The sequence below is a fragment of the Streptomyces katrae genome, from assembly GCF_000966975.1.
In the GTDB taxonomy this organism is placed as follows: Bacteria; Actinomycetota; Actinomycetes; order Streptomycetales; family Streptomycetaceae; genus Streptomyces; species Streptomyces katrae.
The window spans coordinates 1-693 of the sequence record NZ_JZWV01001731.1 but is presented as its reverse complement, the minus strand read 5'-3'; the positions used below and the strand labels follow the sequence as shown (position 1 = coordinate 693).

Sequence of the window (693 nt, the reverse complement as noted above, 5' to 3'; positions counted from 1 at the left end):
CGCCGAAGAAGCCCGCGTCGAACTCCGCCGCGCCGTGCAGGAACCCGCCCTGGTCCGCGTACGAGGTCCCCGGGTGGTCCGGGTCCGGGTCGAAGAGGCGGTCGAGGTCCCAGCCCCGGTTGCCGGGGAAGGCGGTGATGCCGTCCCGGCCGTCGGCGACCAGCCGCCACAGGTCCTCGGGGGTTTCGACGCCGCCCGGGTAGCGGCAGCTCATGCCGATGATGGCGATCGGCTCGTCGTCCGCCGTCCCGGCCGGGGGCGTCGGCTCCGCACCCGCACCGGTGGGGTCCTCCCCCACCAGCTCGGTCCGCAGGAACTCGGCGAGCGCCGCCGGCGTGGGGTGGTCGAAGACGAGGGTGGCCGGCAGCCGGATCCCGGTCTGCGCGATCAGCGCGTTGCGGAACTCGACCGCGGTCAGGGAGTCGAAGCCCAGCTCGCGGAAGGCCCGTTCGGGCGACACTGCGGCCGCGTCGCTGTGCCCCAGCACCAGCGCCGCCTGGGCTCCCACCAGGTCGGACATGATCGACCGCTGCTCGGCGACCGGCAGGCCGGCCAGCCGGTCCGCCCAGGCCGAGCCGCCCTGGGCGGCGGCACCGGAGACGGCCGCGGCGGTCCGGTGGCGCGGCGCGGGCACCAGGCCGCGCAGCAGGGCCGGGATCCGGCTCTGCCGGCGCAGGGTGCGCAGGTCGAGGG

General features: G+C 76.8%; 1 protein-coding gene. It reads right to left on the bottom strand.

What is annotated here, in order from left to right; all coding sequences use genetic code 11:
• Positions 1–693 (bottom strand): acyl carrier protein (locus VR44_RS40350; protein WP_045952677.1); only part of this gene is annotated, 693 nt, incomplete at both ends.